The 25361-nt window shown below is 62.2% G+C and carries 26 protein-coding genes; 11 read left to right on the top strand and 15 right to left on the bottom strand.

Features of this window, described 5'->3' with window-relative positions; all coding sequences use genetic code 11:
• Positions 1–83 precede the first annotated feature (83 nt).
• Together BUC24_RS20260 and BUC24_RS20255 are read left to right on the top strand one after the other, a co-directional pair.
• The gene (locus BUC24_RS20260) at positions 84–527 is read left to right on the top strand and encodes an FKBP-type peptidyl-prolyl cis-trans isomerase (RefSeq protein WP_073220967.1); all 444 of its coding nucleotides are present in this window, start codon (positions 84–86) and stop codon (positions 525–527) included.
• 70 nt (positions 528–597) lie between these two features.
• On the top strand, positions 598–1662 hold the full coding sequence (locus tag BUC24_RS20255) for a PEP-CTERM sorting domain-containing protein (protein WP_083599050.1): 1065 nt from the start codon (positions 598–600) through the stop codon (positions 1660–1662).
• Here BUC24_RS20255 and BUC24_RS20250 read toward each other — a convergent pair.
• The 10 genes from BUC24_RS20250 to BUC24_RS20205 all read right to left on the bottom strand — a co-directional run bounded on the left by BUC24_RS20250 (position 1659) and on the right by BUC24_RS20205 (position 11862).
• Positions 1659–2111 carry a GNAT family N-acetyltransferase gene (locus tag BUC24_RS20250; RefSeq protein WP_073220960.1) on the bottom strand — a complete coding sequence of 151 codons (453 nt, stop codon included), beginning with the start codon at positions 2109–2111 and terminating at the stop codon, positions 1659–1661. The two genes, BUC24_RS20255 and BUC24_RS20250, sit on opposite strands and share 4 nt — an antisense overlap.
• A gap of 17 nt (positions 2112–2128) precedes the next feature.
• Entirely contained in the window at positions 2129–2626 is a 498-nt protein-coding gene (locus tag BUC24_RS20245; protein ID WP_073220957.1) for a DUF3291 domain-containing protein, read from the bottom strand.
• Positions 2627–2642: 16 nt separating this feature from the next.
• Positions 2643–3686 (bottom strand): histone deacetylase family protein, encoded by a 1044-nt coding sequence (locus BUC24_RS20240; protein ID WP_073220954.1) that lies wholly within the window; start codon positions 3684–3686, stop codon positions 2643–2645.
• Between the two features lie 14 nt (positions 3687–3700).
• Entirely contained in the window at positions 3701–5293 is a 1593-nt protein-coding gene (gshA, locus tag BUC24_RS20235; RefSeq protein ID WP_073220950.1) for a glutamate--cysteine ligase, read from the bottom strand.
• Between the two features lie 86 nt (positions 5294–5379).
• The gene (locus tag BUC24_RS20230; RefSeq protein ID WP_073220947.1) at positions 5380–7158 is read right to left on the bottom strand and encodes a DUF885 domain-containing protein; all 1779 of its coding nucleotides are present in this window, start codon (positions 7156–7158) and stop codon (positions 5380–5382) included.
• Positions 7159–7224: 66 nt separating this feature from the next.
• A complete protein-coding gene (gene prmC / locus BUC24_RS20225) occupies positions 7225–8043 on the bottom strand; it encodes a peptide chain release factor N(5)-glutamine methyltransferase (protein WP_073220944.1) in 819 nt (272 codons plus the stop codon).
• Positions 8040–8510, bottom strand: coding sequence for a disulfide bond formation protein B (locus BUC24_RS20220; RefSeq protein ID WP_073220940.1), 471 nt, complete (start codon positions 8508–8510; stop codon positions 8040–8042). Before BUC24_RS20220 ends, prmC begins: the two co-directional genes overlap by 4 nt.
• Positions 8511–8573: 63 nt before the next feature.
• Entirely contained in the window at positions 8574–9650 is a 1077-nt protein-coding gene (gene prfA / locus BUC24_RS20215) for a peptide chain release factor 1 (RefSeq protein WP_073220937.1), read from the bottom strand.
• A 65-nt stretch (positions 9651–9715) separates the two neighbouring features.
• Complete coding sequence (hemA, locus tag BUC24_RS20210) at positions 9716–10990, bottom strand: glutamyl-tRNA reductase (protein WP_073220934.1); 1275 nt, start codon at positions 10988–10990, stop codon at positions 9716–9718.
• A 182-nt stretch (positions 10991–11172) separates the two neighbouring features.
• Positions 11173–11862 (bottom strand): response regulator transcription factor, encoded by a 690-nt coding sequence (locus BUC24_RS20205; RefSeq protein WP_073220931.1) that lies wholly within the window; start codon positions 11860–11862, stop codon positions 11173–11175.
• Positions 11863–12108: 246 nt separating this feature from the next.
• Between BUC24_RS20205 and BUC24_RS20200 the strand changes: the two genes are divergently transcribed.
• Positions 12109–12600, top strand: coding sequence for a hypothetical protein (locus tag BUC24_RS20200; RefSeq protein ID WP_073220928.1), 492 nt, complete (start codon positions 12109–12111; stop codon positions 12598–12600).
• Between the two features lie 15 nt (positions 12601–12615).
• Here the strand turns inward: BUC24_RS20200 and minE are convergent, their stop codons facing one another.
• From minE to metE, 4 genes are all read right to left on the bottom strand, one after another.
• On the bottom strand, positions 12616–12867 hold the full coding sequence (gene minE / locus BUC24_RS20195; RefSeq protein ID WP_073220925.1) for a cell division topological specificity factor MinE: 252 nt from the start codon (positions 12865–12867) through the stop codon (positions 12616–12618).
• 1 nt (position 12868) lies between these two features.
• Complete coding sequence (gene minD / locus BUC24_RS20190) at positions 12869–13684, bottom strand: septum site-determining protein MinD (RefSeq protein WP_073220922.1); 816 nt, start codon at positions 13682–13684, stop codon at positions 12869–12871.
• A gap of 14 nt (positions 13685–13698) precedes the next feature.
• Positions 13699–14523 carry a septum site-determining protein MinC gene (gene minC / locus BUC24_RS20185; RefSeq protein WP_073220918.1) on the bottom strand — a complete coding sequence of 275 codons (825 nt, stop codon included), beginning with the start codon at positions 14521–14523 and terminating at the stop codon, positions 13699–13701.
• 360 nt (positions 14524–14883) lie between these two features.
• Entirely contained in the window at positions 14884–17181 is a 2298-nt protein-coding gene (gene metE / locus BUC24_RS20180; RefSeq protein ID WP_073220915.1) for a 5-methyltetrahydropteroyltriglutamate--homocysteine S-methyltransferase, read from the bottom strand.
• A gap of 109 nt (positions 17182–17290) precedes the next feature.
• On the opposite strand from metE, the gene BUC24_RS20175 reads away from it, so the two are divergent.
• The 8 genes from BUC24_RS20175 to BUC24_RS20140 all read left to right on the top strand — a co-directional run bounded on the left by BUC24_RS20175 (position 17291) and on the right by BUC24_RS20140 (position 24653).
• The gene (locus BUC24_RS20175; protein ID WP_073220912.1) at positions 17291–18199 is read left to right on the top strand and encodes a LysR family transcriptional regulator; all 909 of its coding nucleotides are present in this window, start codon (positions 17291–17293) and stop codon (positions 18197–18199) included.
• Positions 18200–18574: 375 nt separating this feature from the next.
• On the top strand, positions 18575–19753 hold the full coding sequence (locus BUC24_RS20170) for an acetyl-CoA C-acetyltransferase (protein WP_073220909.1): 1179 nt from the start codon (positions 18575–18577) through the stop codon (positions 19751–19753).
• A 52-nt stretch (positions 19754–19805) separates the two neighbouring features.
• A complete protein-coding gene (gene phbB, locus BUC24_RS20165; protein ID WP_073220905.1) occupies positions 19806–20546 on the top strand; it encodes an acetoacetyl-CoA reductase in 741 nt (246 codons plus the stop codon).
• Positions 20547–20624: 78 nt separating this feature from the next.
• Positions 20625–21341: an AAA family ATPase gene (locus tag BUC24_RS20160; RefSeq protein WP_073220902.1), complete on the top strand. Its 717-nt coding sequence runs from the start codon at positions 20625–20627 to the stop codon at positions 21339–21341.
• A gap of 10 nt (positions 21342–21351) precedes the next feature.
• Positions 21352–22656: an amino acid deaminase gene (locus BUC24_RS20155; protein ID WP_083599049.1), complete on the top strand. Its 1305-nt coding sequence runs from the start codon at positions 21352–21354 to the stop codon at positions 22654–22656.
• A gap of 39 nt (positions 22657–22695) precedes the next feature.
• Positions 22696–23652 carry a prolyl aminopeptidase gene (gene pip / locus BUC24_RS20150; RefSeq protein WP_073220899.1) on the top strand — a complete coding sequence of 319 codons (957 nt, stop codon included), beginning with the start codon at positions 22696–22698 and terminating at the stop codon, positions 23650–23652.
• An 86-nt stretch (positions 23653–23738) separates the two neighbouring features.
• Positions 23739–24182 carry a DUF2721 domain-containing protein gene (locus BUC24_RS20145; RefSeq protein ID WP_073220896.1) on the top strand — a complete coding sequence of 148 codons (444 nt, stop codon included), beginning with the start codon at positions 23739–23741 and terminating at the stop codon, positions 24180–24182.
• A gap of 18 nt (positions 24183–24200) precedes the next feature.
• Positions 24201–24653, top strand: a complete 453-nt coding sequence (locus tag BUC24_RS20140) for a hypothetical protein (RefSeq protein ID WP_073220893.1) — start codon at positions 24201–24203, stop codon at positions 24651–24653.
• A 2-nt stretch (positions 24654–24655) separates the two neighbouring features.
• On the opposite strand, the gene BUC24_RS20135 is transcribed toward BUC24_RS20140, so the two are convergent.
• The gene (locus tag BUC24_RS20135; protein WP_229448476.1) at positions 24656–25213 is read right to left on the bottom strand and encodes an SRPBCC family protein; all 558 of its coding nucleotides are present in this window, start codon (positions 25211–25213) and stop codon (positions 24656–24658) included.
• Positions 25214–25361 lie beyond the last annotated feature (148 nt).

The following is a 25361-nucleotide window of genomic DNA, read 5'->3' as shown; positions in this document are numbered from 1 at the left end:
CATTTGGTGACACTTTTGCGCGTAGCCAGTGGCAGTGGCGGCAGCTACACTTCGGAGGCATTGTTTAACCTCCGAAGGAATCTATGAAACTCAAGCTTTCTCTGGCTGCCGCCATGTTTGCCGTCGCCAGCCTGTCCGCCTGCGGTGGTGGCGGCAACGATACCCCAACGCCATCGGTGTACAGCCCGGCTGCACTGAGCAAGACGGACATCAGTGTTGGCACCGGCGCTGAAGCCGTGGCCGCCAAGACCGTGAAAGTGCATTACACGGGCTGGCTGTACAACACCAACATGGCCAATTTCAAGGGCACACAATTCGACAGCTCGGCCGGCAAGGCACCATTCACGTTCACCATTGGCACCAATCAAGTGATTCCTGGTTTTGAACAGGGCGTACTCGGCATGCGCGTGGGCGGTAAGCGCACCGTGGTGATTCCAAGTTCGCTCGGCTACGGCGCCAACGGCAATAGCGTAGTGCCACCCAACTCTGGTCTGGTGTTCGAGATGGAGCTGGTCGAAGTACTGTAGCTGATCTGGCGCAGGGGCCGCGCCCCGTTTTCGCCCATCCTTTGTTATCTCACTGATCAAAGGATGGGCCATGACTCCACGACATTTTTTGCTGGCGCTGCTGTGTGCGCCACTGGCCGCGCTGGCCACACCCCGTTACACCATCACCGCTTTGCCGTTTGGCACCAGTGCGAACGGGATCAACAATGCCGGCCAGATCATCGGTGACATCACGGTCGACGGCGGCTGGCGTGGCTTCGTCTGGTCCAACGGCTCCCTGGTGCAGATAGGCACCCTGGGCGGTCCCACCAGCAGCGCCCTGGCCATCAACAACAGCGGCACGGTCGTCGGTTATTCCGCCACGGGCAGCGCCGACAATCGCGGTTTCAGCTACGCGGCAGGCCGCATGACAGCGCTACAGGTATTCAACTCGACCACCAACTACGGCATCGCCATCAATGACCACGGCCATATCGCGGGCGGCTATTACAGCGCCGATCGCGGCATGCGCGCCTATATTCAACGTGGCGGTGTCAGCGTCGATCTGGGCAGCCTGGGCGGAAACGATACCTGGGCCAACGGCATCAACAACGCAGGGCATGCAGTCGGCATTTCCGCGCTCGACGACAGTTCGCCCTGGCTCTCGCACGCGTTCTACTATGCCGACGGCGTGATGACCGACCTGGGCACCATGGGTGATGCCAGCCTGAGCGAAGCCACCGCCATCAATGACCATGACCAGATCGCCGGCTTCGGCTGGGTGCAGGGCAGCCACCATGCCTTCCTGTTTCAGGATGGCGTTATGCAGGACCTGGGCACGCTGGGTGGGCGGCGCAGCTTCGCCTATGACATCAACAATGCAGGCCAGGTGGTGGGCAACGCGAACGACCCAAACGACGACTATTACTACGCCTATTTGTACGAGCACGGCGTCATGACCAACCTGAACACCCTGATCGATCCGCACTCTGGCTGGACCTTGTACGACGCGCACGGCATCAACGACAGCGGACAAATCGCGGCCTATGGCTGTCGCGACGACGAGCATTGCGCCGCCTTGCTGCTGGACCTTGCCCCGGTACCTGAACCGGCAGCCTGGGTGCTCATGCTGACCGGCCTGGGATTGATCGGGCTGCGGCGCAGGGCGGCCGCTTAGCGCAGCATGTCGACGTGGATGATGCCATCCTCGTCGTAGGGTTCCGAGAAGGTGACAAAGCCGAAGCCGGTGTAGAACTTCTCCAGATAGCGCTGCGCGCCAATCCGGATGCGATGGCCCGGGTGCAGATGCTCGGCGTAGGCGATGCCTTCTGCCAGCAGCTCGCGCCCGATGCCCGAGCCACGCGCCGCCTTCGATGTGAGCACGCGCCCGATCGACATTTCGGTGTATTTTGCGCCGGGCGCCAGCACCCGTAGATAGGCGCCCAGTTCGCGCTTGCCGTCCACCGTGTGCCACCCCAGCAGGTGGTGCGCGTTCTGGTCCAGGCCATCGAAGTCCTGGTAGAAGCAAGTCTGCTCGAGGATGAACACTTCCTGGCGCTTCTGCAGCACGCAGTACAAATCAGCCACGGCAAGGTCGGCAAAAGAACTGCGCTGCCATTCGGTCATGTGGGTTTTCCTTGAAATTAAAGTGCAGGGCAGGCGTCGCCGAACGATGGGCCGGCGGAATCGACCGCAACGTCGGGTGCGGCAAACGCTTGCTTGAATGTGAAGGCCTGCGCGGTAGGCCCGTGCGCGCGCAAGGTGCGCAAGCGGGCAATCGCTTCATCCACCGTCGGTCTGTGCCCGTACGGTATCCACCACAGCACCACGTAGGCTTCGGCGATGCGCTCGAACCACTCCTTGCGCCGCTTCATGATCTCGACGTGGGCCGTCTTGTACACATAGTGGTTCAGCGCTGCCACATCGTCCCACACCGACATGTTGACGATTTCGTTGTGGCCAAGTGGGCTGAGCGCAGTCGCGTTGCCTTCTTCGGTTTGCAGGCGCCACACAAAGCCGGGAGACTGCTCCGCCAGCGCGTTGATGCGGTCCAGATTGGCCACAAAATCGGCCATCAACGGCGAGTCGATCGCGTCCTGCATCCTGGCGATATTGAGCTGAGCGAGCCGGTAGCGTGACATGGCATTCTCCTTCGGTTCAGGCCGCGGTCTCGAAACCTTCGAGCACGTTGACCACGTTGATGCCGATTTCGGTCACGGCATAGCCGCCCTCGAACACGAAAGCGGTCGGCAGGCCCAGGTGGGCGATGCGCTCGCCAATGCGCAAAAAGTCCGCGCTTTGCAGCGTAAAGTGCGACAGCGGATCGCCGGCAAAGGTGTCGACCCCGAGCGAGACCACCAGCGCGTCCGGTGCAAACGCGGCCAGCTTGTAGCAGGCCGTTTCCAGGGCGGCGAACCATTGCGAACTGCCGCTACCGTGCGGCAGCGGCAGATTCATGTTGTAGCCGGCCCCGGCGCCCGCCCCGGTTTCGTCGGCGTGGCCCAGGTAGAACGGATACTCGCTGCGCGGATCGGCATGAATGGAGATGAACAGCACGTCGTCACGCTGGTAAAAAATGCTCTGGGTGCCGTTGCCATGGTGGTAGTCGATATCGAGAATGGCGACTTTTTTGGCACCGTCGTCGAGCAGGTGCTGCGCGGCCAGCGCGGCGTTGTTCAGGAAGCAGTAGCCGCCAAAAAAATCAGCGCCCGCGTGGTGCCCGGGTGGGCGCGTGAGCGCAAAGGTGGCGCGCTGGCCCAGGCGCAACGCATGGGCTGCATTGACGGCGCAGTCGGCTCCGGTCTTGGCGGCGATCCAGGTGCCGGCCGTGAGCGGCGTGCCAGAATCCATCGAGTACAAACCCATGCGCGCGGCGAAGTTGTCCGGTTCGATATCGTGACGCATGCCGCGAATCGGCCATACCGAAGGAAAGGCGTCGCGCTCCGCGTTGGCCGGGTCAAGCGCGCACCACTCGCTCCAGGCACTGCGTAAAAAATGCAGGTAACGCGGGGTATGAATGCGCTCGAGCGACACCAGCGACACGCCATGCGGCGTGACGACCTTGCCCAGCCCGCGCCGCTCGAATTCGGCCAGTACCATGTCCGCTCGTTCCGGCTTTTCGAAGCAGGGCACCTGCTCGCCGCGGAACATCTCGAAGCGGCCGCGGTGCTGGGCGTGGTGTTCGTTATAAAAGGTGAGCAAGGCGGCTCCTGATCTTAGTCACCGCACAGTGTACTGCTGTTGTAGGCAGCGACAAAATCGTCGAAGCTGCCAGTCTGGGTCTGTTCGATCTCGCGCTGTTCGGCCAGCGAGCTTTCAGCCAGCTCGATGAACATTTGTTCTTCTGCCGGCAGCAGCGGGCTTTCGCGGAAGTAGGCGGCATGCGCCTCGCTCTGGCGCAAGCCAAAAGCCGCGGCCGAGCCGAGGGCGCGGATTTCGTCAAGCACGCGCGCCGACGGGGTCAGCGCCGGGTTGTCGATCTTGGCCTGCTGGGCCGCCATCGACTGGGCATGCACGCCGCCTTCGTTGTGCTGCTCGTCGAGCAGGGCTGCCACAGGCGCAATGCGCGCCATCAGGTCGTTGGCCCAGTCCTGCAAGGCGACTTCCTCGCCCTCGCGCGTGAGCGTCAGCCCTGGACGGCGGCCTTCCTTCACGGTGCGGGAGAAATTGCGCGCGTGGACCTGGCTTTCCATCTGGTTGATCATGGGGCTGTCGTCCAGGGCGCAGAACAGCAAAAAGGCGTCCATGAAGCGGCCGGTTTCAACGCTGATGCCAACCGGCTCGAACGGATCCACATCCAGGCAGCGCACTTCGATGTATTGCACGCCACGCTTGCACAGCGCCTGCACCGGGCGCTCGCCCGTGCGGATCACGCGCTTGGGGCGGATGGTGGAATAGTATTCGTTCTCGATCTGCAGGACGTTGGTCGACAGCTGAATCCATTCGCCGTCTTTTTTGGTACCCAGCGCTTCGTACGGTTTGTACGGCCGGTTGACGGCGTCCATCAGCGTGCGTACATAGCTCTCAAGCGAGTTCTCGTGCGGGGTCAGGCCGGACTGGGCATCGTTCTGATAACCCAGGTCGCTCATGCGCAGGCTGGTGGCGTAGGGCAGGTACAAGGTGTCGTCGGACAGCGTTTCCAGGTTGTGCTGGCGCTCGCGCAAAAAGCCTTTCGACAGCGCCGGCGAGGCGCCGAACAGATACATCAGCAGCCAGCTGTAACGGCGGAAGTTGCGGATTAAGGCAATGTAGCTTTCGGACTGGAAGTCGCGCAGGCCGCAGCGGCGCTCTTCGGGCACACCCTGGTCAACCGAGAACAGATGCCACAGTTTTTCGGGCAGCGAATAGTTGTAATGAATGCCGGCGATGCACTGCATGGCTTTGCCGTAGCGCAGTGCCAGACCACGCCGGTACACATGCTTGAGCGTGCCGATATTCGAGGTGCCGTACCACGCGATTTCGATCTCTTCTTCCGACGGCAGTTCGCATGGCATCGATTCGCTCCACAGCATTTCGTCGCCCAGTTTGGTATAGGCGAAGCGGTGGATGGCGTCGAGCTTGTGCAAGGTCAGGCCGATGTCGTTTTCAGCCGGGGTGATAAATTCCAGCAGGGCTTCGGCGTAGTCGGTCGTGATCTGCGGATTGGTCAGGGCCGAGCCCAGTGCCACCGGGTGCGGGGTGCGGGCCAGCCGGCCCTGTCGATCCACGCGCAGCGTTTCGCGCTCGATGCCACGCAAGCCCTGGCCGAGCAGGGGCCGGTTTTCTTCTTCGTCCAGCAGTGCCAGGCGGCGGGTCAGTTGGTTCGACACGGGTGCTTCCTTTCTTGTACTGCCAAATAGGTAATTGCAGCGAGATTAACCGAAAAACGCCAAGTGCGCCGGAGCCGGCGCGTTTTCTATTTTGGCTGGGGCACGGGCGCCGGTTTGGGCGCTGCGGCCGCCAGCCATTGCGCCACCTGCTGCTCGAGCAGCGGCAGCGGCAAAGGCCCATTGTCCAGCACCACCGCATGGAAACGGCGCACGTCGAAACGCTCGCCGAGTGCGCCCTGGGCCTGCTCGCGCAGTGCCTTGATTTTGAGCTCGCCCAGTTTGTAGCCCAGGGCCTGGGCCGGCCAGGCGATGTAGCGGTCGACTTCGATTTCGTTGTCGGACACCGGATTGGCGGTATTGGCGTTCATGAAGTCGAGCGCCTGCTGGCGCGTCCAGCCCTTGCTGTGAATACCGGTGTCGACCACCAGGCGGGCTGCGCGGAACAGCTCCGCGTTAAGCCGCCCGAAGGCCGAAAACGCATCCTTGAAAAAGCCCAGTTCCGGGCCCAGTGACTCTGCGTACAGGGCCCAGCCTTCGCCGAAGGCCGCGTTCCAGCCAAAGCGCCGGAACGGCGGCAGCTCGCCCAGTTCGCGCACCCTTGCGGCCTGCATGTGGTGGCCGGGCATGCCCTCGTGCAGGGCCAGGGTTTCGGCTTCCCACAGCGGGTGAGTGGCCAGGCGCGCTGTATTGATCACCAGGGCGGCCGGGCGCTCGCTGGTGCCGGCTTCGTACCATGCGGCGCCCAGTTCGGCGCCTGCTTCCGCTGGTGCCGGTTTGACCAGCAGCTCCTGCGTGGGCACGCTGGCAAACAGCTTGGGCATGCCAGCCGCGGCCCGCTCCAGCAGGCGCCGGTAGCGCCCCAGCAGCGCCTCGGGGGTGGCGGCGAACAGGCGCGGATCATTGTTGGCAAAGGTGGCAAACTGGGTAAAGGAACCGGCAAAACCGGTGCGTGCAATGGCCGCCGGCATCTGGGCCTGGATGCGCGCGACTTCTTTGAGCCCCAGCGCGTGGATTTCGGCTGCACTCATGCTGCTGCCGGTGTGCTGGGCAATCAGGAAGGCGTAGTAGGGCTGGCCGCCGGGCAGGGCGCTGGCGCCAATGCTCTCGCGCGCGGCGGGCAGATAATCTTTGCGCAAAAAATCTTCCAGCTCCTGCAACGCGGGCATGACGCGGGTACGCAGTACCTCCGGGCCGCTGGCAGCCAGGGCGTCGCGCACGGGTTTGTCGATGGTGGCCGGGATCTGGCGGAAAGGCAGACCCAGCGCGCCATCGACTGCACCCTCGCGCAGCTGGCGCAGCATGCCCGGTACCGGCCGCACTGCCGCCCGGGGCGCGGTCCAGCCGGTGCGCACGCCTTCGCGCAGCTGCTCGATGATGCCAGCCACATGGGCCGGTACCGCGTTCAGGCGGGCCAGGTAATTGCGGTAGTCTAGCTCGGTGGCGAACGGCATTTGCGCCGCGGTTTGCACCAGGCTCACGTGGATGCCCTGCAGCGTGGTAATGGGTTGAGGGTTGAAGGGCACAAAGGCGGCGCCGCGCAGCAGCTGCTCTTTCTGGTAGATGAACAGGTCGTGCGAGAGCGGATTGCTGCCGGTGAGCTGTTCGCGCGGGATCAGGCGCGCCTGCTCGAGCATGGCGCGGGTGTGCGCGATGCTGTTGCGTCCGGCCGCCAGCGTTGTGTCGGCAAGGGTGCCGTCAAAGCGGTAGTCACCGACCAGAGTAGCGTATTCGGGCTCGGATTGCAGGCGCCATTGCCAGTCGGCCTCGAACAAGGCCGTGGCCGCCTGGTCCGCGCTGCCTGCACTGGCCCCTGGCGGCGCCAGCAGCGTGAGCAAGATTGCGGGGATGACGAGCAGTTGGCGCATGCGAAGAGCTCCGTGGCGGGGTAGCCATTTTAGCAAAGGCGGCCGCCCCGGGACGTTCCGTTTGCCCTAGCGCGTGCGCCCGCCCGTGACACGCTCGATGCCGGCAAGATCCAGCCAGCTTTGGACTTCGCTGAACCCTTGCTCAGCAAGCAATTGGCGCACGGCGGCGGCCTGGTCATAGCCATGCTCCATCAGCAGCCAGCCCTGCCTGACCAAGTGCGCAGGCGCGCCCGCAATGATGGTGCGCAAGGCCGACAAGCCATCGGCGTGGTCGGTCAGGGCGCCACTGGGCTCGAAGCGCAGGTCGCCCTGCGACAGGTGGATGTCGCCGTCGGCAATGTAGGGTGGATTGGAGACGATCAGTTCAAACACCTCGCCCGCGACGGCGCCGTACCAGTCACTGTGCATGAAACGCACGGCTGCGCCATGGGCTGCTGCGTTCGACCGCGCCACGGCCAGCGCTGCTTCGCTGACATCAAGCGCGCTGACGCTGGCGTCGGGCCGGGTATGGGCGATCGCCACCGCAATGGCGCCACTGCCGGTGCCCATGTCGAGCGCGCGCCCGCCCGGGGGCAGGCGGTCCAGCGCCAGTTCCACCAGCAGTTCGGTGTCCGGACGGGGAATCAGCACCGCATCGGTGACGCGAAAATCGAGGCCGAAAAATTCGCGCTTGCCCACAATGTAGGCAATCGGTTCGCCCCCCAGCCGGCGCTCGATCAAGGCCTCCAGGGCGCTGGCCTCGGCGGCACTGATTTCACGTTCGGACTGGGTAATCAGGCCGACCCGGCTCAAGCCCAGCGCGTGGCACAGCAGGATGCGGTTTTCCAGTGGGTCGAGCGGCAGGCCAGCCTGCAGCGCGCCAACCCGGACGCCGGCAGCGATCATTTGGCGCGGCGCACCAGCACCGTCACCAGGCCGGCTGTCATCAAGGCAAACGACAGGGCCGACCACTGTGGCAGCGACAAGCCCATGATCAGGTCACCGGCCATTTCGCACAGGCCGTTCGATTCGAACAGCCATGGCATCACTTTGGCCGTTGGCAGGTTGTTGAGGAAGTTCTCGTAAGGGTCGATCCCGCAGGTAAAGCCGGGGTTGGCCAGCACGTACAGATGCTTGCCCACGGTGGCCAGGCCGCCCAGCGCACCGGCCAGCGACAGCACCTTCCATGGCAGCGCCTTGCGGGTGAAGGCGGCAATCAGGGCAAACAGGCCGGTGAACAAAAAGGCATAACGCTGGATCACGCACAGGGGGCAAGGCAGCATGTCCTTGACGTGCTGGAAGTAGAGCGCACCGCCAACCAGGGCGAAGCAGGTCAGGGCGATGGCGATCAGGATCTGGCGGTTGCTTGGCATGGGTGGTCCGTGGCGGTCAAAGTGGTGAGTATTGCATTAAATCGCGGCAGGCTTATTAGAAGCTTAATCGCCCAGCGCGGCCAGCAATTCGGCCTGGTGTTCAGCTGCCAGCGCGTTGGTCAGTTCGGTCAGTTCGCCGTCCATGATGAAATCGAGCTTGTACAGGGTCAGGTTGATGCGGTGGTCAGTCATGCGGCCCTGCGGGAAGTTGTAGGTGCGAATACGCTCGCTGCGGTCGCCCGAGCCGATCAAGCTTTTGCGGGTGGCCGCTTCCTTCGATTGCTGTTCACGCAGCTGCACATCCTTGATACGCGCGGCCAGCACCTTCAGCGCGGACGCCTTGTTCTTGTGCTGACTGCGGTCGTCCTGGCATTCGACCACGATCCCGGTTGGCAGGTGGGTCAGGCGCACGGCCGAATCGGTCTTGTTGATGTGCTGTCCACCCGCACCCGAAGCGCGGAAGGTGTCGATGCGCAGGTCGGCCGGGTTGATGTTGACGTCTTCGACTTCGTCGGCTTCGGGCATCACGGCCACGGTGCAGGCCGAGGTGTGAATGCGGCCCTGGGTTTCGGTGGCCGGCACGCGCTGCACACGGTGGCCGCCCGACTCGAACTTGAGCTTGGAGTAGGCGCCGTTGCCGATCAGGCGCACGATCACTTCGCGGTAGCCGCCCAGATCCGACGCCGACTCGGACACCATTTCAACCTGCCAGCGATTGCGCTCGGCAAAGCGGGTGTACATGCGCAGCAGGTCGCCCGCGAACAGGGCCGATTCGTCGCCGCCGGTGCCAGCCCGGATCTCGAGGAAGATATTGCGCTCGTCGTTGACGTCCTTCGGCAGCAGCATTTTTTGCAGGTCCAGCTCGAGCTGGGCGACACGGCTTTTTGCTGCTTCGATTTCGTCCTGCGCGAACTCCTTCATGTCCGGGTCCGACAGCATGTCCTGCGCTTCGGCGATGTCGCTCTGGGCGCGCTGGAAGTCCTTGTACAGCGCCACCAGCGGGCCGATCTCGGCGTGCTCGCGCGTCATCTTGCGGTAGCTGTCCATGTTCGACGTGGCGCCTTCGTGCATCAGCAGTTCATCGAGTTCGACGAGGCGGTTGGCCAGTTGGTCCAGCTTGGCCAGCATGGATGGTTTCATAGGGTACTCGGTAAGGTCAGTGGGAACGGCCGCGAAAAGCGGCAGGCAAGGCGGACGTGCGGGCGCTAACGGCGGCCGCGGAACAGCTGGGGCAGCAGCGAGGCAAGGCGGGCGCGCTCGTCGCCCTGGGCCCGGTGCAGCGCTTGCTGCGGGCCGTGCAGGAATTTGGCGGTCAGGCCTTTGGACAGGGCGTCGAGCACGGCGTCGATATCCTCGCCGCGTGCCAGCATTTTGCGGGCCCGTTCGAGTTCGAACAGGCGCATCGCTTCGCTGTTTTCTTGCAGGTCCTGGATCACCGGGACCATGGCGCGGTCGTCGATCCAGTGCATGAAGGACTGGACCCGCGTTTCGATAATGGCTTCGGCCTGGGCCACTGCCGCCTGACGGTGCTCCAGGCCTGACTGCACTACCTGGCCCAGATCGTCGACCGTGTACAGGAACACGTCGTCAAGGCGGCCGACTTCGGTTTCGATATCGCGCGGCACGGCCAGGTCGACCATGAACATGGGCTTGTGGCGGCGCGCCTTGACTGCGCGCTCAACCAGGCCCAGGCCGATCAGGGGCAGCGTGGAGGCGGTGCAGGATATGACGATGTCAAACTGGGCCAGCTGCTCGGGCAGGGCGGCCAGGCGGATCGCCTTGCCATTGAAGCGGTGGGCCAGTGCTTCGCCGCGCTCCATGGTGCGGTTGGCGATGGTGATCGATTTCGGGTTGTGCGCCGCAAAGTGGGTCGCGCACAGTTCGATCATTTCGCCGGCGCCAATGAACAGCACGTGCTGCTCGGCGATCTTGTCGAAAATGCGTTGTGACAGGCGCACGGCGGCAGCGGCCATGGACACGCTGTGCGCGCCAATCTCGGTGGTGCTGCGCACTTCCTTGGCCACCGAGAAGCTGCGCTGGAATAACTGATGCAGATAAGTGCCCATGCCGCCTGCTTCTTCGGCAGCGCGCACGGCATCTTTCATTTGCCCGAGGATCTGGGTTTCGCCCATGACCATGGAATCGAGGCCCGATGCTACCCGGAACGCATGGCGTACCGCTTCGCCTTGAGGCAACATGTAGAGATGAGGGCGCAGTTCCGCGTAATTGAGCTTGTGATAGTCGGCCAGGAAATGGGCGCCCGCGTCGAGCGGATTGTCGAGATGGCTGGCAGCGTACATTTCAGTACGGTTGCAGGTCGACAAGATTGCAGCTTCATCGCTGCCGCGCGGATCCAGGCCGGCAAACCAGCCTTGCGCCGCACGCACTGCATGGCCCAGCTGCTCAGGACCAAACGCCAGCTGCTCGCGAAGCGAGACCGGTGCAGTGGTGTGATTGAGGCCGACGGCGAGCAGTTGCATATCTATACAGTGTACGGATGGGTGCCGTCATTATACCGTGATAGGTCAAGGCCTTCAGCGGTGGGGGCTGAAAAGATGCGTCAAGGAAAGGCGCCGTCGCCCTCGCGGAGGCGGGGGCCCATTCCACCTCTCCGAATTCGGAAGCGTGGCATGGGCCCCCGCCTACGCGAGGGCGATGTAACTTAGGCGCCGAGTTTTTCCAGGCGATAGCCGTAGCTGTACACCGGCACCAGGCGGAAACCGTTTTCCGGGCGCAACTGAAGTTTGTTGCGTACACGTGACACATGGGTGTCCATGGTGCGTGACGGCACCGCGGTTTCGCGGATCCAGACCGCTTCGTGAATGTAGGCGCGCGATAGCGGACGGCCAATATTCCGGAAAAACAGCAGGGCCAGGTAGAATTCTTTGTGCGTGACTTCGATGACCACCCCATCCATCAGCAGCCGGCCGGGGCGGGTTTCGAAGATGTAAGGGCCGAACTGCAGTTGTTCAGCGCCATTCTGGGTCGGGTAGGCGCGGCGCAGCAGGGCTTGCACGCGGGCCACCAGTTCGCCGCGGCGGATCGGCTTGATCATGTAGTCGTCAGCACCGGCGGCAATGCCAGCGACGATGTCATCTTCCGCCGAACTGTTGGTAAGGAACATCATGGGGGTGGTGGCCGACATCTTTTCCTTGGCCCGTCGCAGTACTTCCGCGCCATTGAGGTCGGCGACTTGCCAATCGAGAATCAGCATGTCGAAACTGTCTTTTCGCAATTGTGCCAGCATGTCCTTGCCGTTATCGTAGGACTGGCATGCATGTCCTGCCGAAGTTAACACTTGGCATATCAGATCTGCCTGGCTGCGGTCGTTGTCTAGGACTGCAATTCTCATAATAGGCGTTGTCGAACGTAAAGCTTGTTTTTGTAGGAGGAATCCTACCTGCAAGACTCATAAGTTACTCAGAATATAACAGACTTTTACAAAGTAACACGGCGAATCAAGAAAGAAATTTACATCCGGCAACACTTTATGTGTCGTGCATGCCCGTCGCTAAATTACACGTTACACTTTATAAATCCCGAATTCAATGCTCTTGATGCGTCTTTGCGGAAATAAATTTTTAAATTGGGGAAGCCTATGAGTACCGATTGGACCTTGATTCCCGACAATCCAAGCCAGATTGAAGCGACCCGGGAACGTTGCCGGCGCATGGTGCGGCGCCGCGCCGCCATCTCGGCCGGTGTGTCGGCGGTGCCGATTCCAGGCGTGGATGTGGTGTCGGACCTGTCGCTGTTCAAAAAACTGGTCGACGATGTCAACGAGGCATTCGGCCTGACCGAAGCGCAAATCGACCAGATGCAGCCAAACCACAAATTGATTGCCTACAAGGTGGCAGTCGGCGTGGGTGGGGTGATGGTGGGTAAACTCGTCACGCGTGAATTGCTGGCGCAATTGTTCAAGCGCGTGGGCCTGAAGATGATGGCCAAGTCGGCTTCGCGTTTCGTGCCGATTGCAGGGCAGATGGCAGCGGCGGCGATTGGCTTCACCATGTTCCGCAAACTCGGGTATGAGCACGTCGAGGCATGCGCCCGCGTGGCCAATGAATTGATCGTGGTGCGGCCGTCCTGAACGGCCGGGCCGGACTTAGGCGTCCGGCAGCACCACGTTAACTTCCAACACTTCCAGGTTGCCCTGGCGATCCAGCGAGAGCTTGATGTCGTCGGCGCTGACCTTGGTGTACTTCGAAATCACCTCGATCAGTTCACGGTGCAGGGCCGGCAAAAAGTCCGGCCCGCCGCGGTGATTGCGTTCGCGTGCGATGATGATCTGCAGGCGCTCCTTGGCAGCCGTCGCGCTTTTCGGCTTGGAGGGAAACAGGAATGAGAGCAGTGCCATATCACTTCGCTCCAAAAATTCGCTGCAGGATGCCCGGCTTTTCGTAGGTCGTGAAACGCAGCGGCACATCCTGGCCAAGGAAGCGCGTGATCACGTCTTCATAGGCTTCTGCCACGTCGGTACCCTTGAAGTGAATCGCGGGATTGCCCTGGTTCGATGCGTGCAGCACCGATTCGGACTCAGGAATGATGCCGATCAGGGGAATGCGCAGGATTTCCTGCACGTCCTGGTAGGACAGCATTTCGTCCGCTTCCACGCGTTTTGGCGAGTAGCGGGTAATGAGCAGGTGTTCCTTGACCGGCTCGGCGCCGGTCTGGGCGCGGCGCGACTTGGCCTGGATGATGCCCAGAATGCGGTCCGAATCGCGCACCGACGATACTTCCGGATTGGTGACGATGATCGCTTCGTCGGCGAAGGTCAGCGCCATCAGCGCGCCGTGCTCGATACCGGCAGGCGAATCGCAGATGATGTATTCGAAGCCCATGTTGATCAGGTCGTGCAGCACGCGCTCGACGCCGTCTTCGGACAGGGCATCCTTGTCGCGCGTTTGCGAGGCAGGCAGGATGAACAGGTTGTCGCAGTGCTTGTCCTTGATCAGCGCCTGGTTCAGCGACGCTTCGCCATTGATGACGTTGATCAGGTCATACACGACGCGGCGTTCGCAACCCATGATCAGGTCCAGGTTACGCAGGCCCACGTCAAAGTCGAGAACCGCGGTCTTGTGGCCGCGCATGGCCACACCGGTGGAGAAGCTGGCGCTGGAGGTCGTTTTTCCGACGCCGCCTTTGCCGGACGTCACAACAATAATTCGTGCCACTAGAGTGTCCTTTATCAAGATCTGGTATTGGAGGCGGAAGCCGGACTGAGCGATAGTATATCGATTCGGTCGCCCACCAAACGAATTTGTGCCGGCTGGCGCGCCAGTTGCGGCGGAAAGCCTTCATCGAAAGTGCGGTACACGCCCGCTATTGAAACCAGTTCCGGCTGCATGGCCAAGGCAAAAATGCGGGCCTCGGCATTGCCGGAGGCGCCAGCGAGGGCGCGTCCGTTGAGGGCAGCGTAAACATGGATGCTGCCGTCGGCGATGACTTCGGCGCCATTGTTGACGGTGGCAGTGATGATCAGGTCGCAGCCGCGCGCATACACGCGCTGGCCGGCGCGCACCGGGGTATCGATGATCATGGTGCCGGGCGTGACCACGGCGGTGGCGGCGCCCGCGTTGGCCGTGGCAGCCGGTACCGGAGGACTGGCGACGGTCGGTGGCGCGGGGATCGGTGCGGGCGCGGCCGTCAGCGCGGCAGGCGCCTCGGCTTCTTCGCGGGGCTTGATGCCGGACACGCCATCGTCAAGCGACAGGCCGGCAGCGCGGATGGCGTCGCCCATGGCGGCGCTGGCGCCGCGCACCGCGACCGCGTTCAGGCGGTATTTCTTGAGCACGTCGGCCAGTTGGCGCCAGTCGATCGCGGGCGCGCTCTCGGCGATGGTGCTGACATCGATCACGGCGAACTCGTCTTCGAAGAAGTCCGCTACGCCGCCGGTCATCTGTTTGAGTGCAGCGTCAATCGCCAGCGGGTCAGCCGAATACAGGATCGTGGAGATCGCAACGACGGTGGAGATTTTGATTTCGATGGGCAGTTGAGACGGGCTTTTGAGCATAAACGAGTCGTGAGATATGGGCTAACGTCGCCCAAAGTGGCGCAGAACTCGTGCATTCTACTTTGAAAAATGGGGAATGGGGAGGGAAGCACTGAATGTTCCGCGGGGCAATGGCTATGCGGGATGGGTGAAGGCAGGTGGCTAAAATCGCCGCATGCGCGCTACCCCACACATCGTGTTCGCGCTACCCACCTCATCGCGTTCGCGTCATCCACCCCATCGCGTTCGCGTCACCCACCCCATCGCGTCCGCGTTACCACCTCATCGCCCTCGCGGAGGCGGGGGCCTATTCCATTTCCCCGAATTCGGACGAGTGGGATGGGCCCCCGCCTTCGCGAGGGCGATGGTTTGGGAATACGTCTACTGCGCGCGCATACGGTGCGCGGCCGCCACCATATTCGTCAACGCCACCTCGGTCTCCTTCCACCCGCGCGTCTTCAGCCCGCAATCCGGATTCACCCACAAATGCTTCGCCGGTATCACCTGCGCCGCCTTGCGCAGCAAACGCTCCATCTCATCCACTCCCGGCACGCGCGGCGAATGAATGTCGTACACGCCCGGCCCGATCTCATTCGGATAACTGAACTTGCCAAAGCCATCCAGCAGCTCCATATCTGAGCGGCTGGTTTCAATGGTAATCACGTCGGCATCAAGCGCGGCAATCTGCGGCAGAATATCGTTGAACTCGGCGTAGCACATATGTGTATGAATCTGGGTCGCATCGTCCGCCACGCCAGCAGTAACGCGAAACGCGCGCGTGGCCCAGTTCAGATATTCATCCCAGCGCCCACGCCGCAGCGGCAAACCTTCGCGCAGGGCCGGCTCGTCAATTTGAATAATGCCAATGCCGGCCTGCTGCAAGTCCGCCACCTCGTGACGCATGGCCAGCGCAATCTGCAGGGCCGTCAGGGAGCGCGGCTGATCGTCGCGCACAAAACTCCATTGCAGAATCGTCACCGGCCCGGTCAGCATCCCCTTGACCGGCTTGTGCGACAAGCTTTGCGCGTGCGTGGTCCAGCCCACCGTCATTGCACGCGGACGCGCGACATCGCCAAAAATAATGGGCGGCTTGACGCAGCGCGAGCCGTACGACTGCACCCAGCCAAAGCGCGTGAAGGCAAAGCCGTCAAGCTGTTCGCCAAAATACTCGACCATGTCGTTGCGCTCGGCCTCGCCGTGCACGAGAACATCGAGCCCTAGCGCTTCCTGGCGGCCCACCGCGTGCGCGATTTCGGCGCGCATGGCCACTTCGTACTCCTGCGCCGCGATTGAGCCGCTTTTCAGCGCAGCGCGGGCAGCGCGAATGGCGGCTGTTTGCGGGAATGAGCCAATGGTCGTGGTGGGAAAATCGGGCAGGCGCAGGCGCGCGCGCTGCACTGCCTGGCGCTGGGCGAACGGTGCATGACGGCGGTCGGCGTCGGCCGGCAGCGCTGCCACTGCCTGCGCCACTTCGTCGCTATGGACGCGGCTGCTGCGGGCGCGGCTGGCGATGGCGGCGCGGGCGGTGGCAAGAGCGACATCGGCGTCGTCACCGCGCAGAGCGGTTTTCAAGGTGGCCAGTTCATCGAGCTTTTCGGTCGCGAATGCCAGCCAGGACGCCAGCTCCGGGTCGAGCGCGGTCTCGTCCGCCACGCTGAACGGCACATGCAGCAGCGAGCACGAGGGGGCCAGCCACAACTGGCCATTGCGGCGTTCCAGCAAGGGCCGCAGCACGCTCAACGCCTGGTCCAGATCGGTGCGCCAGATATTGCGGCCGTCCACGATGCCGATCGACAGCACCTTCGGCACCGGCAGCCAGTCGCACACATTGACCAGTTCCTGGCGCGCGCGCACGCCGTCCACATGCAAGCCGGCCACCGGCAGCCGGCAGGCCAGGCTGAGATTTTCTTCCAGCGGCGAAAAATAAGTGGCCAGCATCACGCGCGCACCGCTCTGATTGAGCTGCCAGTAGCAAGGCTCAAATGCGTTGCGCCACTCCGGTGGCAAATCCAGGCCCAGGATCGGTTCATCGATCTGCACCCATTCCACGCCGGCCTCCTTGAGTTGCGTCAGAAGCTGAGAATAGGCCGGCAACAAGCGTTCCAGCAAATCAAGCCGGTCGACACCCGCTTCTTTTGCCTTGCCCAGCCACAGGAAGGTGAGCGGACCAATCAGGGCAGCCTTGACCGCATGCCCAAGCGCTTGCGCTTCTGCCACTTCGGCCAGCAGACGGCTGGCGCACAGCGTGAAGTCGGTGGCGGCTGAAAACTCCGGCACCAGATAGTGATAGTTCGTGTCAAACCACTTGGTCATGTCGAGTGCGTGCACGCTGTGCTGGCCGCCGCAGCAGGCCGCGTCGTGCTCGCGGTCGCCGCGCGCCATGGCGAAGTAGCGGGTCAGGGCCGGTTCGGTGCCGTCAAAGCCGAAGCGCGCCGGTTCGCAGCCAAACAGCTGGATGTGGTTGGCCACCTGGTCATAAAAGGCAAAGTCGCCTACCGTCACCAGGTCGAGGCCGGCTTGCGCCTGCAATGCCCAGTGGCGGGCGCGCAGGGTGCGGCCGGCTTCCTCCAGCGTATTGACGTCTGTGTCGCCGCGCCAGTACGCTTCAAGAGCGGTTTTCAACTCGCGGCGTGCGCCGATGCGGGGGAAGCCGAGTGTATGGGTATGAATGCTTTGCATGGTGTCATAAGGTAGTAATGAACAATATGTAAAGTTTGCTGCAAACCGTCGTATAATCAAAACGAAACCTTTTGCGCAATAGCGTGAATAAAATTCATATACATTGACTATGCTAGAGCTACGCCATCTCCGTACCCTGAGCGCATTGCATTCCTCCGGCAGTCTGGTGCGCGCCGCACAGCTGCTGAACCTCACGCAGTCGGCGCTGTCTCATCAGATCAAGCTGATGGAAGACCGCTACGGCGGTCCTTTGTTTGAACGAAAGTCCATGCCGATTGCCTTCACGGCCACGGGCGCGCGCCTGCTGGCATTGGCCGACACGGTGTTGCCTGCCGTCGAACAAGCCGAGCGCGACGTGGCGCGCCTGTCGCAGGGCGACCATGGGCAGCTGCGCGTTGCGCTGGAATGTCACACCTGCTTCGACTGGCTCATGCCGGTCATGGATGAATTCCGCCACCGCTGGCCGGAAGTCGAGATCGATCTGGTATCCGGCTTTCACAGCGACCCGGTGGAGCTGCTGCGCTCCGGCCAGGCCGATCTGGTAATCGGTTCGGCCTGCGGGCCCGATTTCACCGTGTTCCCCTTGTTCCGCTTCGAAATCCTGGTGGTCATGGCGCAGAAGCATCGCCTGAGCACGCTGCGCCGCCTGGAAGCGGTCGATTTCGAAGGCGAAACCCTGATCACCTACCCGGTCCCCACCGAACGTATCGACCTGATCCGTGAAGTGCTGGCCCCGGCTGGTGTGCAGTTCGAGCGCCGCACGGCCGAACTCACGGTCGCGATCCTGCAGCTGGTGGCCAGCCGGCGCGGGGTGGCCGCATTGCCTAACTGGGCCATTAAAAATTACGTCGACTACGACTACGTACTGGCCAAGCCAGTCGGCATCAATGGCCTGTGGAGTGACGCCTTTGTCTCGGTGCCCTCGGCGCTGGCCGACAAAGCCTACGTGGCCGATTTTGTCAGCGTGATCCGCGAGCAATGCGCACGCACGCTCGACGGCATCAAGTTGCTGACATGAATTAATTGCTGGGAAAAATCGACTAGCGTGCAGGGTCTTTGCCCTGAATAAGCTGATAAGATTGATTTTGCTCAAACATGAGCGACGGGCTGAAAACTAAGATAGCGGACTTTGTCGCCGAACAGGTGTCAAAGCCTGATCATCCGATGAAGGGATCCATGTTTTCAACCGCTGAAGTTTCCACTTGTTCGCTTGCGTCACGGCCGCCACCCGGTCCAGACGCACAGCTAGCTTTGCTGCAACCGGCTAACCCGGGCTGCAGCGGGGCCGCGCAGCCGGCCTGACCTGACTCTGTAACCGCCTCCGCAAGCGCGTTCACGGCTTCGGCGGCACACTTAAAACCACTGGCCATTGCGCCAGATATCGGAGAATCACATGGAAGACGTCGTAATCGTGGCCGCTGGCCGTACCGCAGTAGGCAAATTTGGCGGTACGCTCGCGAAAATTCCCGCCGCCGAACTGGGCGCGCACGTCATCAAACACCTGGTCGCACAGATCGGTCTCGATCCGGCCAGCATCAACGAAGTCATCATGGGTCAGGTGCTCACCGCCGGCGTTGGCCAGGGTCCGGCACGCCAGGCCGTCATCAAGGCCGGTCTGCCCGACATGGTGCCTGCTTTCACCGTGGGCAAGGTCTGCGGTTCCGGCCTGAAGGCCACCCACCTGGCGGCGCAAGCCATCAAGTGCGGCGACGCCGACATCATCATCGCGGGCGGCCAGGAAAACATGAGCGCCGCGCCGCACGTGCTCAATGGTTCGCGCGACGGCTTCCGCATGGGCGACGCCAAACTGACCGACACCATGATCGTTGATGGCCTGTGGGACGTCTATAACCAGTACCACATGGGCATTACCGCCGAAAACGTCGCCAAGAAATTTGACGTCTCGCGCGCTGCGCAAGACGAATTCGCGCTGCAGTCGCAGCTCAAGGCCGAGGCCGCGCAAAAGGCCGGCAAGTTCAAGGATGAAATCATCCCGTTGGAAATCCCGTCCAAAAAAGGCCCGGTCGTGTTCGATACCGACGAGTATCCCAAGCATGGCAGCACGCTCGAATCGCTGGCCTCGCTGCGCCCGGCCTTCAACAAGGAAGGCACCGTCACTGCCGGCAATGCGTCCGGCCTGAACGATGGCGCTGCCGCCGTGATCATGATGTCGGCCTCCAAGGCCAAGGAACTTGGCCTCAAGCCGCTGGCCCGCATCAAGGCCTACTCGTCGGCTGGCCTGGACCCGACCATCATGGGCATGGGCCCGGTGTCCGCCACCAAGCTGTGCCTCAAAAAAGCCGGCTGGACCCACGAAGACGTGGACCTGATGGAAATTAACGAAGCCTTCGCGGCACAAGCTATTGCGGTCAACCGCGAAATGGGTTGGGACACCAGCAAAATCAACGTGAATGGCGGCGCGATTGCGCTGGGGCACCCAATCGGTGCATCCGGTGCGCGCGTACTGGTCACGCTGCTGCACGAGATGGTGCGCCGCGACGCCAAGCGCGGCCTGGCAAGTCTGTGCATTGGCGGTGGCATGGGAGTTGCATTGGCAGTCGAGCGGGATTAAGTCGTTCCCGCAACAAGTTGGACATCTGAAGATAAAAACAGGAGAAGACAAAATGGCTAGAGTGGCATTGGTAACCGGCGGCATGGGCGGTTTGGGTGAAGCGGTATGTTTCAAGCTGGCCGCTTTGGGCTACAAGGTCGTCACAACGTATTCGCCTGGTAACAAGAAAGTGGAAGGCTGGCTGGCGGGCACGCGCGACGCCGGCTACGACTTCAAGGCGTACGAATGCGATGTGGCCGATTACGATTCCGCGCAGGCATGCGTGGCCAAAATCGAGAAGGAAGTCGGCCCCATCGACGTCCTGGTCAACAACGCCGGCATCACGCGCGACATGACCTTCAAAAAAATGGACAAGCCGAACTGGGACGCCGTCATGGCCACTAACCTCGATTCCGTGTTCAACATGACCAAGCCAGTGTGCGATGGCATGGTCGACCGCGGCTGGGGCCGTATCATCAACATCTCGTCGGTCAACGGCCAGAAGGGCGCTTTCGGCCAGACCAACTACTCGGCTGCCAAGGCCGGCATGCACGGTTTCACCAAGGCGCTGGCGCTGGAAGTGGCGCGCAAGGGCGTGACGGTCAACACCATTTCGCCAGGCTACATTGGCACCAAGATGGTCATGGAAATTCCGAAGGACGTCCTCGACAGCAAAATCATTCCGCAAATTCCGATGGCCCGCTTGGGCAAGCCGGAAGAAGTGGCGGGTCTGGTGGCCTACCTGTCGTCGGATGAGGCTGCGTTTGTGACTGGTGCTAATATCGCCATCAATGGCGGGCAGCATATGTCGTAAGCATCGCGTCACTGCAAACGCGGGGCGGGCGAGCGTGAGCTTTCCCGCCCTGTTTTATTGAATGGAGCAAACAGCGAGATGCAAGCCAAACCCTATGTGCGGGAAATTTCCATCCGCGCCGACGCGCAGTTTGACGAGGACGATTACCCGTTCACGATTCCTGCCGTGCGCTACATGGATACCATTGTTCCCCACGCGGATGTGACGTTTTTCGTTGGCGAAAATGGCGCTGGGAAATCGACCATTCTGGAAGCGATCGCTGTTGCAATGGGCCTGCCGAGTGAAGGCGGATCGCGCAATGTGCACCGCGACCAGCAAGAGGTGTCGCAACTGCACCAGTATCTGAAAATCGTGCGAGGCTTCCGCAAGCCAGCCTACTCCTACTTCCTCAGAGCAGAAAGCCTGTTCAACGTGTTCACCTACATCGACCAGTTGGGGCCGCCGTCTAAGCCGTCTCTGCATTTGCGCTCCCATGGCGAAGCATTCATGGATGTGATGCTCGATTTCGGTCCGCGGGGACTGTATTTGCTCGATGAACCCGAAGCGGCTCTCTCCCCCAGCCGCCAGATGGCTGCGCTTTCGGCCATCCATCAGCTGGTGCAGCAGGAATGCCAGTTCATCATCGCCACCCATTCGCCGATCCTGCTCTCGTACCCCAACGCGAAAATCCTGCAGTTTGACGGCACCGGGATCACTGAAGTGGCTTACGAAGATACAGAACATTACGCCATCACCCGCGATTTTTTGAACAACCACCAACGTCGGCTTGAGCAACTGCTCGCTGACGAAGAATAGCGAGACCGCCATGTTCACTCTACCCAAAGGCGGCCTGTCCCTGGCCAGCCTCGACGAACAATTGCTGCATCCTGGCGTAAAAGGATTGCCGCTTACCGAGCCGCTGCGTCAGGGGGCCATCGGCGTCCAGGGCTGGAATGTGCTGCAGGCCGACACCAGTTTCCCGGTCGCGGTGCTCAAGACAGCGGCACTACGCCACAACCTGGACTGGATGCGCGACTTTTGTGAACGCCACGGCGCCGTGCTGGCGCCACACGGCAAAACCACCATGTGCCCGCAACTGTTCGGCGCCCAACTGGCCAACGGGGCCTGGGGCATGACGCTGGCGACCGCGCCGCAAGTGCAGGTGGCGCATCGCTTCGGCGTGCGCCGCGTGCTGCTGGCCAACCAGCTGGTGGCGCGCGCGGATATCGCCAGTGTGCTGGCGCTGATGCACGACGATCCCGATTTCGATTTCTATGCGCTGGCCGATTCGGTCGACGGTGTGGACCGCCTGTCGCGCGCGGTTTCGGCGCACGCGTTGGCGCGGCCTTTGCCGCTGCTGGTGGAGCTGGGCATTGCCGGCAGGCGCGCCGGCTGCCGCACGGCAGAAGAAGCGCTGACGATCGCACGTGCCATTGCGGCTGCACCCGGTCTGCAGTTGGCCGGCATCGAAGGCTACGAGGGTTTGCTGGTCACGCACGACCGCGCGGCTGACGTGCAAGCGGTCGACGCCTATCTGGCGCAGCTGGTGGCGCTGGTGCGCCAGTGCGATGCCGAAGGCTTGTTTGGCGGCGCGCAGATTCTGCTGTCGGCCGGCGGGTCGTCGTACTTCGACCTGGTGGCGCGGGCTTTCCAGGATCTTGCAGCGATCAGCCGGCCGATCCTGCCCATTCTGCGCAGCGGCTGCTATCTGACCAGCGACCATGGTCTTTACCACCGCCACCTGGAAGAACTCAATACGCGCGAATCGCTGGCCGACGGCCTGCGCCCGGCACTGGAAGTGTGGAGCATGGTGCAGTCGCGCCCGGAGCCGACACTGGCCATCCTTACCATGGGCAAGCGCGACGCATCCTACGACGTGGATTTGCCGACGCCCTTGCTGGCCCACCGTCCCGGGCCCGGCCAGCCACGCCAGCTGGCGCAAGGTGCCAGCATCATCAAGATGAACGATCAGCACGCGTATCTGCGCCTGTCTGAAGACGATCCCCTGGCGGTTGGCGACCTGGTTGGCTGCGGCATTTCGCACCCGTGCACCACCTTCGACAAGTGGCCGCTGCTGTTGGCCGTTGACGATGACTACGGCGTACGCTACGCCGTGAACACCTTCTTCTAGTACGCTACAATCGTCGCTTCCGCCACCAAGAGAACTACCATGCCATCGACCCCGACCGCCCTGTTTCCACCGATTGCGCCTATCCGCAGCGGCAAGCTCGAAGTCGACCAGATGCATACCATTTACTGGGAAGAGGTCGGCAACCCGGATGGCGTGCCGGTGGTGTTCTTGCACGGCGGACCAGGGGCAGGCCTGTCGCCCCAGCACCGGCGCTTCTTCGACCCGGCATACTACCGCATCATCCTGTTCGATCAGCGCGGCGCCGGCAAGTCGACCCCGCTGGGCGAATGGCGTAACAACACCACCCAGCTGCTGGTATCAGACATTGAAAAACTGCGTGAACGCTTCGGCATCAAGCAGTGGCTGGTGTTTGGCGGCTCCTGGGGTTCCACGCTGGCGCTGGCCTACGGACAGGCCCACCCGGAGCGCTGCCTCGGCTTTGTCCTGCGCGGTATTTTTCTGTGTACCAAGGCCGAAATCGACTGGTTCATCAACGGCATTCAATGGTTCTACCCGGAGCTGTACGAAGCGTTTGCCGCGCCCATTCCCGAAGCCGAACGGGGCGACCTGCTCAAGGCCTACACCACGCGCATGCTGTCGGACGACCCGAATGTGTATTGGCCTGCCGCGCGCGCCTGGAGCCGTTTCGAAGGCCGGCGTGTGTTCCTGATGCCGCAACCGGAGGAAGCGCCGAACGACACGCTGGACCTGGGCGTGGGCCGGCTTGAGTCGCATTACATGGCCAACCTGGGTTTTTTCAGCGATAACCAGCTGCTCGAGAATGTGTCCACCATCGCCCATCTGCCGGCGGTCATTGTGCAGGGACGTTACGATGTCATTTGCCCGCCGCTGTCGGCCCACCGCCTGCACCAGGCCTGGCCCGGCTCGACGCTGAAAATGATTCCCGATGCAGGACACGGAGCACTGGAAGCCGGGATCGCGCGCGCGCTGGTGGCCGCGACCGAGCAGTTCAAGCGCCTGCGCCGCTTCGAGTAAGGGTCGGCGCCGGCGCCAGTTTGGCGCTGTTTCCCGGTCGGGCTGCTACACTAGCGCCTGACGAAGCCACCTAATAACTGCAAGCCATGAATATCCAGATCAGCGACATTGGCCATGTGATCCAGCTGGCGATCGCCCCCGTGTTCCTGCTGACAGGCGTGGGCACCATGCTCATGGTGCTGACCAACCGCCTGGCGCGCATCATCGACCGTACCCGCGTGCTGGAAGACCGGCTCGACATCGCCTATCACGAACCCTATATGGACGAGGCGGACCAGCTGTACGCGCGCTGGCACCTGATCAATTTTGCCATCGCGCTCAGTACCGCCTGCGGCCTGGCGATCTGCATCGTGATTGCGTTGCTGTTCCTGGGCGATACCACCAATTTGCCGCTGGACCGGTATATTGCCGGCCTGTTCGTGGTGGCCATGATCACCCTGACCGGCAGCTTCGTCTACCTGCTGCGCGAGATTTTTGTCGCGTCCAAAGCCGTGCGCGCGCGCCGTCACAAGCGCCCTGTCACAAACTAATTCAAGATCGAGTACCTCATGCACGACTACAAACGCCCACCCACGCTGCACCGCTACGCGCCACGCGCTGAACTCGAACTGTCGCTCAGCGCCGGCCAGTTTCGCCTGGTCCCGGCCAACAACTGCCTGACCCTGTCGTTCTCCCAGGTGTGGGACAAAGAGCTGTTCGAGGTCCACTCGGCCGACTGCTGCCTGGTCATTCACAACACCGAAGAATTCGGCGAACGCCTGCACCGCGCAGTGCAGCGCACCCTGCCCAGCTGGGCGGGCATCGATGGGGCAGTGGAGTATGGCGTGCGCGCCGCACTGGGGGCGGCCTTTACCAAGTCAAGCGCGGAAGCCAATGAGCATGAGTGGCAGTTCGCCTGGCGCGCGATGGCGCCGCAGCTGAGCCTCAATCCGGTAACCATCAAGATCGGCAGCCTGGAAAACTTCGCCGAGCTGCGCGACAGCGCCAGCTACACGGTATAAGTTTATTCGTCGGGACGGTCCAGCCGTTCCAGCACGGCGTCCATCATGCGTTCGATGTCGCGCCGGACGATGTTTGATCCCAGCATGCCGGGCACGTAAAACTTCGGCACCATCTTGCCTGCGTAAGAAATGCGGGTGCCGCCCGTTTCCGGCACCGGCGTGATCTCCCAGCGGCAGCGATAGACTTTCATGTCGCCCGTGACAAGATGGATGTCGATTGCGTTCGATGGTTCTTCCAGCACCTGCACCACCAGATGGATCTCGCGGCTGAAAAACAGAAAGCGTGCGCGCCCGAACTGCTCCACCGTGGCCCGGTTGCCCGCCCGCGACAGGACCTTGGTCCGCTCCAGATCGGGCACAAATTCGGGCATGCGCTCGTAATCGGTCAAAATCTTCCAAACGGCCGCCGGTGAAGCCTTGACCGTGCCGTGCGCTGTCACATCGAATACCTGCTCGCCTTCCAGGTCGACGCGCTTGACGGCCACGTCCGCGCGCGGCTCGTCCGCCAGCGCCGGTAGCGTAAACACAAGTGCCGAGCAGAGGAGAATGCGTGCAATCATGTGTCCGAGCCTACGGTAAAGCCCGCATGCTGACAAGCGCAGCACGCTCATCGGGCATAAAAAAGGAATGTGACACGCGCGTGCCGAAAAATGACAATCGGCAAAATTAGAACCCGGCATCTACAGAACTAGGCTTTAATGCCCATTG

It is taken from the genome of Massilia sp. CF038, assembly GCF_900129765.1.
Classification (GTDB): Bacteria; Pseudomonadota; Gammaproteobacteria; order Burkholderiales; family Burkholderiaceae_D; genus Telluria_A.
Note: the sequence above shows the minus strand (reverse complement) of the source record. Positions and strands in the feature narration are given on the sequence as shown.

Excerpts from the sequence above, each read along its gene's own strand:
- BUC24_RS20260 (WP_073220967.1), top strand. The coding sequence starts at position 84 with ATGAAACTCAAGCTTTCTCTGGCTGCCGCCATGTTTGCCGTCGCCAGC.
- BUC24_RS20255 (WP_083599050.1), top strand. The coding sequence starts at position 598 with ATGACTCCACGACATTTTTTGCTGGCGCTGCTGTGTGCGCCACTGGCC.
- BUC24_RS20250 (WP_073220960.1), bottom strand. The coding sequence starts at position 2,111 with ATGACCGAATGGCAGCGCAGTTCTTTTGCCGACCTTGCCGTGGCTGAT.
- BUC24_RS20245 (WP_073220957.1), bottom strand. The coding sequence starts at position 2,626 with ATGTCACGCTACCGGCTCGCTCAGCTCAATATCGCCAGGATGCAGGAC.
- BUC24_RS20230 (WP_073220947.1), bottom strand. The coding sequence starts at position 7,158 with ATGCGCCAACTGCTCGTCATCCCCGCAATCTTGCTCACGCTGCTGGCG.
- prmC (WP_073220944.1), bottom strand. The coding sequence starts at position 8,043 with ATGATCGCTGCCGGCGTCCGGGTTGGCGCGCTGCAGGCTGGCCTGCCG.
- BUC24_RS20220 (WP_073220940.1), bottom strand. The coding sequence starts at position 8,510 with ATGCCAAGCAACCGCCAGATCCTGATCGCCATCGCCCTGACCTGCTTC.
- prfA (WP_073220937.1), bottom strand. The coding sequence starts at position 9,650 with ATGAAACCATCCATGCTGGCCAAGCTGGACCAACTGGCCAACCGCCTC.
- hemA (WP_073220934.1), bottom strand. The coding sequence starts at position 10,990 with ATGCAACTGCTCGCCGTCGGCCTCAATCACACCACTGCACCGGTCTCG.
- BUC24_RS20205 (WP_073220931.1), bottom strand. The coding sequence starts at position 11,862 with ATGAGAATTGCAGTCCTAGACAACGACCGCAGCCAGGCAGATCTGATA.
- BUC24_RS20200 (WP_073220928.1), top strand. The coding sequence starts at position 12,109 with ATGAGTACCGATTGGACCTTGATTCCCGACAATCCAAGCCAGATTGAA.
- minE (WP_073220925.1), bottom strand. The coding sequence starts at position 12,867 with ATGGCACTGCTCTCATTCCTGTTTCCCTCCAAGCCGAAAAGCGCGACG.
- minC (WP_073220918.1), bottom strand. The coding sequence starts at position 14,523 with ATGCTCAAAAGCCCGTCTCAACTGCCCATCGAAATCAAAATCTCCACC.
- metE (WP_073220915.1), bottom strand. The coding sequence starts at position 17,181 with ATGCAAAGCATTCATACCCATACACTCGGCTTCCCCCGCATCGGCGCA.
- BUC24_RS20175 (WP_073220912.1), top strand. The coding sequence starts at position 17,291 with ATGCTAGAGCTACGCCATCTCCGTACCCTGAGCGCATTGCATTCCTCC.
- BUC24_RS20170 (WP_073220909.1), top strand. The coding sequence starts at position 18,575 with ATGGAAGACGTCGTAATCGTGGCCGCTGGCCGTACCGCAGTAGGCAAA.
- phbB (WP_073220905.1), top strand. The coding sequence starts at position 19,806 with ATGGCTAGAGTGGCATTGGTAACCGGCGGCATGGGCGGTTTGGGTGAA.
- BUC24_RS20160 (WP_073220902.1), top strand. The coding sequence starts at position 20,625 with ATGCAAGCCAAACCCTATGTGCGGGAAATTTCCATCCGCGCCGACGCG.
- BUC24_RS20155 (WP_083599049.1), top strand. The coding sequence starts at position 21,352 with ATGTTCACTCTACCCAAAGGCGGCCTGTCCCTGGCCAGCCTCGACGAA.
- pip (WP_073220899.1), top strand. The coding sequence starts at position 22,696 with ATGCCATCGACCCCGACCGCCCTGTTTCCACCGATTGCGCCTATCCGC.
- BUC24_RS20145 (WP_073220896.1), top strand. The coding sequence starts at position 23,739 with ATGAATATCCAGATCAGCGACATTGGCCATGTGATCCAGCTGGCGATC.
- BUC24_RS20140 (WP_073220893.1), top strand. The coding sequence starts at position 24,201 with ATGCACGACTACAAACGCCCACCCACGCTGCACCGCTACGCGCCACGC.
- BUC24_RS20135 (WP_229448476.1), bottom strand. The coding sequence starts at position 25,213 with ATGATTGCACGCATTCTCCTCTGCTCGGCACTTGTGTTTACGCTACCG.